This window comes from Aminobacter sp. BE322 (genome assembly GCF_050433525.1).
In the GTDB taxonomy this organism is placed as follows: domain Bacteria; phylum Pseudomonadota; class Alphaproteobacteria; order Rhizobiales; family Rhizobiaceae; genus Aminobacter.
This window is the reverse complement of record NZ_JBNPXB010000017.1, coordinates 90,265-96,266: the sequence shown is the minus strand read 5'-3', so window position 1 is coordinate 96,266 and position 6,002 is coordinate 90,265. Positions and strand designations below refer to the sequence as shown.

Genomic DNA, 6,002 nt, shown 5'->3' with positions numbered 1-6,002 from the left:
GGAAATGGCAGTCTCTCCCTCGTTCGACTGCCTGCCCAAAGAATCCCTTCTCAGGCCAACTTCAACCCCCAAAAAGCCATATGCGATTCCCCTGCTTTGTGGGGAGGGTTAAACTCCCTCACGGATAAAGCCTGTCCTTGTCCCAGCCGCCCGCGGCGTTGCGGGTGAAGACGACGCGGTCATGCAGCCTGAAGGGCCTGTCGTGCCAGAACTCGATCTGGCTCGGCACGATGCGGAAGCCCGACCAGTAGGCCGGCCGGGGAATCTCGCCGATGGCGTAGCGGGCCGTGTATTCGGCCACCGCCTTCTCCAGGGCGAATCGGCTTTCGAGCGGGCGCGACTGCTTCGACGCCCAGGCGCCGATTCGGCTGCCGCGCGGACGCGAGGCGAAATAGGCGTCTGCCTCCGCATCGGTGACGATTTCCACAGGTCCGCGCACGCGGACCTGGCGCCGCAACGACTTCCAGTGGAAGCACATGGCAGCCTTCATCGTCGCCAGGATCTCGCGCCCCTTGGCGCTCTCGAAGTTGGTGTAGAAGACAAAGCCCTGCTCGTCGAAACCCTTGAGCAGCACCATGCGCGCGTCAGGCAGGCCGTCCGGGTCGACGGTCGCCAGCGCCACCGCGTTGGGATCGTTCGGCTCGCTCGCCGTCGCATCCTTCAGCCATGCGGCAAACAGCCGGAAAGGCTCCGCGCTCTCGGTGAAGTCACCGCTTGTTAACTCAGTGTCCGTCATAGCTCTTTACTCGACCTGCCCATGCCGACCGGAGAATGCCGATTGCCGCGCCTCGCGCAAGCCTTCGAAGGCCAGTGCCTCCCACGATTCCGAAAGCTGGCCCTAAGGAGCACCGTATTGCTCGGCCTGACCAGCGTCAGCGCCTGCGCCATCGGCGGCTTCAGCCTCGAGAAGGCCGAGGTGGATCGCAGCATCCTGACCGGCAGCGTGCCGGACGATCCCGATCGCACCACGGATTCCAGCCGGCTTTCCGACGAGACGACGATCCGCAACGCCGTGTCGTCCGCCGACATCGAAGGCCTGAACGGCCAGGCGATTCCCTGGGGCAATGCCGAGACCGGCTCGCGTGGCGCCGTCAGCGCGGTTTCCGAGAGCACCGAACGCGGCGTGCTCTGCCGCCGCTTTTCCGCCTCGCGCGAGAGCTTCGACGGCGTGCGGATGTTCACCGGCGAGATTTGCGCCGCCGGCGCCGGCGCCTGGCAGATGGTGTCGTTCGAGCCGGCCTGAAGCCCAGTCGCCTCTGGAATTTCTTCCTAGCGAGGCGCATATAGGGGCGGACCAACCCTTTCTCTGCGTGGATTCATCATATGCGCGACCCCTATGAGGTGCTGGGCGTTGCCAGGAACGCCTCGGCCAAGGACATCAAGGCGGCCTTCCGCAAGCTCGCCAAGAAGCATCATCCGGACCAGAACCCGGACGATCCGAAGGCCAAGGAGCGGTTTTCGGCCGCAAACCAGGCCTATGAAATTCTCGGCGACGAGAAGAAGAAGGCGGCTTTCGACCGCGGCGAGATCGACGCCGAGGGCAAGCAGCGATTCCACGGCTTCGAAGGTGCCGCCGGCGGCGACCCGTTCGGCGGGTTCCGCCGCCAGCAGTCGGGTCCGGGCGCCAGCCATTTCGAGTTCCGTTCCTCGGGACCGGGCGGCTTCGACACGGGCGACATCTTCAGCCAGATCTTCGGCGACGCCTTCGGCCAGCGCGCCGGCGGACATGGAGCCGCCGGTCCGGGAGCCGGCGGACATGGTGCCGGCATGGGCGGCCAGCGCGCCCAGCCGGGCGCCGACGTCAACGTCAACCTCGACGTCACTATCGAAGAAGCGGCGACCGCCCCCAAGGTGACGGCGCTGTTCCCCGACGGCCGCAAGATCGCGGTCAAGCTGCCGGACTATGTCGAGGACGGCCAGACGATCAGGCTCAAGGGCCAGGGCGAACAGGGCTTCGGCGGCGCCGGCGACGCGCTGGTCAAGATCAGGTTCCGCCGCCATGCGCGCTATCGCGTCGAGGGCCGCGACCTCCATGCCGACCTGCCGGTCACCCTGCACGACGCCGTGCTCGGCACCAAGGCCGCGGTCGAAACGCCGACCGGCCGGATCGCGGTCAAGGTGCCGGAGTGGTCGAGCTCGGACAAGGTGCTGCGCATCAAGGGCCGCGGCCTGCCCGAGAAGGCCGGCGGCCACGGCGACCTCTACGTCCATGTGCGCGTCATGCTGCCCGAGGGCGGCGATGCGGCACTCGCCGAATTCGTGCGCAAATCCTCCGACTGACGCGCCTTGCCGGCGGGGCACTGGTACTTCGGCTTATGAAAGCTTGAAGGCGGCAAGTGCCTATGCGATAGGGCAGCTTGAAAACCTTTCAATTTCAGGAGTGCGTTCATATGGCGGGTGGACAGGGCCTGATGGCCGGCAAGCGCGGCCTTATTCTCGGCGTCGCCAACAACCGATCGATCGCCTGGGGCATCGCCAAGGCCTGCGCCGACCAGGGCGCGGAACTCGCATTCACCTATCAGGGCGATGCGCTGAAGAAGCGTGTCGAGCCGCTGGCCGCCGAGATCGGCGCCTTCGTCTGCGGCCATTGCGACGTGACCGACATGGCCAGCATCGACGCCGTGTTCGAGACCCTTGAGAAGAAGTGGGGCAAGCTCGACTTCGTCGTCCACGCCATCGGCTTCTCCGACAAGGAAGAACTGACCGGCCGCTACGTCGACACAAGCCACGGCAACTTCCTGAAGACCATGGACATCTCGGTCTATTCGTTCACGGCTATCGCCCAGCGCGCCGAGAAGCTGATGCCGGACGGCGGTTCGCTTTTGACCATGACGTATTACGGCGCCGAGAAGGTCATGCCGAACTACAACGTCATGGGCGTGGCCAAGGCAGCACTCGAGGCCAGCGTGAAATATCTCGCCGTCGACCTCGGCCCCAAGAAGATCCGCGTCAACGCCATCTCCGCCGGCCCGATCAAGACGCTCGCCGCCTCCGGCATCGACGACTTCCGCTACATCCTCAAGTGGAACGAGTACAACGCCCCGCTGCGCCGCACCGTATCGATCGACGAGGTCGGCGATTCCGGCCTCTACTTCCTGTCGGACCTGTCGCGCGGCGTCACCGGCGAAGTGCACCACGTCGATTCGGGCTACCACGTCGTCGGCATGAAGGCCGTCGACGCGCCGGACATCTCCACCGTCAAGGATTGATGCCGCAGCACGCCGAACAGCCATGACGCAACTCGTCTATTTCGTGCGCCATGGCCAGACGGCCTGGAACGCCGAACAGCGCCTGCAGGGCCAGGCCGACACCGACATCAACGCGCTCGGCCGCAGCCAGGCCGACCGCAACGGCCGCAGGCTGGCCGAACTGATCGCCGATCCGCTGCAGTTCGACTTCGTCGCGAGCCCGATGCGGCGCACCCGCGAGACCATGGAACGTGCGCGCGCGGCCATGGGCCTGGACCCCGCCGCCTATCGCACCGACCCGCGCCTCGTCGAAGTCCATTTCGGCGACTGGCAAGGCCATACCTTCGCGGAACTGGAAGCCCGTCGGCCGGGGTCGACGCAGGCCCGCCGCTTCGACAAGTGGAACTTCGTGCCGCCCGGCGACAGCGCGGAAAGCTATGAAATGCTCACCGCTCGGGTCGCGTCGTGGTTTGCCGAGATTTCCGGACCGACCGTCTGCGTCACCCATGGCGGCGTGGTGCGCGCGATCTTCAGGCTCGTCGAAGGCATGTCCGAAAACAGAGCCGCGGCCCTGGAGGTTCCCCAGGACCGCGTGCTGAAACTCGAAGGCGGCCGGCTCGACTGGCTCTGAGCAATTCCGGGAAAAGCGCGAAGCGGTTTTCCGTCCGGAATTGCGTCAAGACGAGCAAAGCAGCGGCAGATGGCTCTTACTGCGACAGGTCCATGTCGGTGATCAGGTTCTCGCCGCCGACCTCGTCATAGGCGATCATGATGTCCATGCCCGGTTTGATGTTCGCGACGTCGAATTCACCCGGCAGCTTGTAGGACTTGCCGTTGTCGAGGGTGATGATCAGCTTTTCCTTGTCGATCGACTTGACCTGACCTTCCACCTCGGCGGCCAGCGCAGCGCCCGTGATCGCGAGAACGGCGGCTACGGCGCCAATAAGGGTACGCATTATCGTCCTCATTCTTCTTAGCCCCGCGGTCGCGGGGCATGCTTCGATTGATCGGTCGGAGGGAAGCAGAAACCAACCGAATGTGTCAAAACTAAATCGGCTCCGATCACGCTTTGACCACGGCTAAAACGGCCAGTGACACCCCTCCGCCCGCGACCGCCGAAGGCCGCGGCTTGACGCGCGGGCGCCGGCCTGCCACTCCACGCCCATGGAACCCATACAGTCCAAAGCCGGCCAGGGCCGGGTCGCCGACGCCCCGAGCAGGCATTGGGTCTATCGCGCCCTGCCCCGCCAGCTCTGGCCCTACGCCCAGCTCGCCCGCTGGGACCGGCCGATCGGCTGGGTGCTCTTGCTGTGGCCATGCTGGTGGTCCTTGGCGATGGCGGCGAGCGCCTTTTCCCGGCCCGGAGACAGCCTCGTCTCGCTGCTGCCCTCGCCCTGGTTCCTGGTGCTGTTCATGATCGGCGCCATCGCCATGCGCGGGGCCGGCTGCACCTACAACGACCTCGTCGACGAGAACATCGACGCCCAGGTCGAACGGACGCGGTCCCGGCCGCTTCCGGCCGGCCAGGTCAGCCGGCGGCAGGCGTGGGGCTTCCTCGTGCTGCAGGGCCTCGTCGGGCTGGTGGTGCTGCTGCAGTTCAACAGCTTCGCCGTCGTGCTCGGCATCTCGTCGCTGGCGATCGTGGCGATCTATCCGTTCATGAAGCGCATCACCAATTGGCCCCAGTTCGTGCTCGGCCTCGCCTTTTCCTGGGGCGCGCTGATGGGCTGGGCGGCGGAGTTCGGCGACATCGATGCGCCCGCCCTGCTGCTCTATTTCGGTTCGATCATGTGGGTGATCGGCTACGACACCATCTACGCCCACCAGGACAAGGAAGACGACGCGCTGGTCGGCGTGAAGTCGACGGCGCGCTATTTCGGCGAGAACACCAAGTCCTGGCTGGCCGGCCTCTACGGCGGCGCCCTGATCCTGTTCGCCACAGCCTTTGCCATGGCGCAGGTGCCGATGCCGGCGCTCGCCGGACTGGTCGCGGCTGGCGCGCATATGGCCCGCCAGATCGTCAGCCTCGACATCGACGACCCCGACCAATGCCTGAAGCTGTTCAGGTCGAACGGTCAGGTCGGCTGGATCATCTTCCTCGGGCTGGTGCTTGGCGGCGCCTGGGTGGCGCTCAAGCCGCTGATCTGACCCGCGCCGTCAGGCGCGGGCGATGATCTCCTCGCCGTCGATGACGAGGCGCACGCCGAGCGTGCCGGCCTTGCGGCGGGCGAGGAAACGAGGCCGGCGCATGCGCGAGACACGGCCCTTGCGGCGGTCCACCGCGGTTCGCGTCTTGATCGCCGCGCCGAGCGATTCCTCCAGCGTGCGGGCGACGCCGTCCGCCTCGATCAGCAGCATCGGCATGCCGTAGAAATCGGCCCAGGCACGCCAGTCTGCGGCGACGTCGTCGAGATCGTCGGCCACCAGCAGCGGCACGGAAAGCATCGGGTCGTTATGCAGCAGCTCCAGCGTCACCGTGACGTTGCCGCAGTCGTCCTCCAGCGCCCTCGCGGCAACGCCCCTGAAGGCCCGCGACGGCAGCGCGATGGTCACAGGCAGGCCGCTCTGCGCGAGCAGGCGACGAACGACGGCACCGCGATGGTCGATGGTGAAGGTAACATCGCCAAGGTCGTCGCGCGTGGCGTAGCTGACCATCTGCGGCAAGCGGAATGGGTCGAGGCGCATGTTGCGTCCCGCCCAGACTGGCTTCAGTCCGGTGTTCATGTTGTGCCTTCCTGTTTCTCCTGAGAGCCGGCTTCCGGTCTCTCCGGACCAGTTTTCCCGGTCTCGTTTGTAGGAAGGACACTAGCGGGG

The 6,002-nt window shown here is 65.9% G+C and carries 8 protein-coding genes; 5 read left to right on the top strand and 3 right to left on the bottom strand.

Going from position 1 to position 6,002, the window contains the following annotated elements; translation table 11 throughout:
• Positions 1-118: 118 nt before the first annotated feature.
• Positions 119-736, bottom strand: coding sequence for a pyridoxamine 5'-phosphate oxidase (pdxH, locus tag J2X50_RS20495; protein WP_347964678.1), 618 nt, complete (start codon positions 734-736; stop codon positions 119-121).
• Between the two features lie 117 nt (positions 737-853).
• Here pdxH and J2X50_RS20490 point away from each other — a divergent pair, with 117 nt between their 5' ends.
• The 4 genes from J2X50_RS20490 (at position 854) to J2X50_RS20475 (ending at position 3,819) form a co-directional block, all read left to right on the top strand.
• Positions 854-1,243 carry an RT0821/Lpp0805 family surface protein gene (locus J2X50_RS20490; RefSeq protein WP_429097755.1) on the top strand — a complete coding sequence of 130 codons (390 nt, stop codon included), beginning with the start codon at positions 854-856 and terminating at the stop codon, positions 1,241-1,243.
• 80 nt (positions 1,244-1,323) lie between these two features.
• Positions 1,324-2,280, top strand: a complete 957-nt coding sequence (locus J2X50_RS20485; RefSeq protein ID WP_429097754.1) for a DnaJ C-terminal domain-containing protein — start codon at positions 1,324-1,326, stop codon at positions 2,278-2,280.
• A 110-nt stretch (positions 2,281-2,390) separates the two neighbouring features.
• A complete protein-coding gene (gene fabI, locus J2X50_RS20480; protein WP_347964675.1) occupies positions 2,391-3,209 on the top strand; it encodes an enoyl-ACP reductase FabI in 819 nt (272 codons plus the stop codon).
• 22 nt (positions 3,210-3,231) lie between these two features.
• Entirely contained in the window at positions 3,232-3,819 is a 588-nt protein-coding gene (locus tag J2X50_RS20475; RefSeq protein WP_429097753.1) for a histidine phosphatase family protein, read from the top strand.
• A 76-nt stretch (positions 3,820-3,895) separates the two neighbouring features.
• Here J2X50_RS20475 and J2X50_RS20470 read toward each other — a convergent pair whose 3' ends face one another.
• On the bottom strand, positions 3,896-4,144 hold the full coding sequence (locus tag J2X50_RS20470; protein WP_347964673.1) for a DUF1344 domain-containing protein: 249 nt from the start codon (positions 4,142-4,144) through the stop codon (positions 3,896-3,898).
• 208 nt (positions 4,145-4,352) lie between these two features.
• Between J2X50_RS20470 and ubiA the strand changes: the two genes are divergently transcribed.
• Entirely contained in the window at positions 4,353-5,336 is a 984-nt protein-coding gene (ubiA, locus tag J2X50_RS20465) for a 4-hydroxybenzoate octaprenyltransferase (RefSeq protein WP_429097752.1), read from the top strand.
• A gap of 9 nt (positions 5,337-5,345) precedes the next feature.
• Here ubiA and J2X50_RS20460 read toward each other — a convergent pair whose 3' ends face one another.
• On the bottom strand, positions 5,346-5,912 hold the full coding sequence (locus J2X50_RS20460) for a DUF6101 family protein (protein WP_429097751.1): 567 nt from the start codon (positions 5,910-5,912) through the stop codon (positions 5,346-5,348).
• Positions 5,913-6,002: the final 90 nt, after the last annotated feature.

Bases quoted from the DNA above. Each gene is read 5' to 3' on its own strand.
- pdxH (WP_347964678.1), bottom strand. From the start codon at position 736: ATGACGGACACTGAGTTAACAAGCGGTGACTTCACCGAGAGCGCGGAG.
- J2X50_RS20485 (WP_429097754.1), top strand. From the start codon at position 1,324: ATGCGCGACCCCTATGAGGTGCTGGGCGTTGCCAGGAACGCCTCGGCC.
- fabI (WP_347964675.1), top strand. From the start codon at position 2,391: ATGGCGGGTGGACAGGGCCTGATGGCCGGCAAGCGCGGCCTTATTCTC.
- J2X50_RS20475 (WP_429097753.1), top strand. From the start codon at position 3,232: ATGACGCAACTCGTCTATTTCGTGCGCCATGGCCAGACGGCCTGGAAC.
- J2X50_RS20470 (WP_347964673.1), bottom strand. From the start codon at position 4,144: ATGCGTACCCTTATTGGCGCCGTAGCCGCCGTTCTCGCGATCACGGGC.
- ubiA (WP_429097752.1), top strand. From the start codon at position 4,353: ATGGAACCCATACAGTCCAAAGCCGGCCAGGGCCGGGTCGCCGACGCC.
- J2X50_RS20460 (WP_429097751.1), bottom strand. From the start codon at position 5,912: ATGAACACCGGACTGAAGCCAGTCTGGGCGGGACGCAACATGCGCCTC.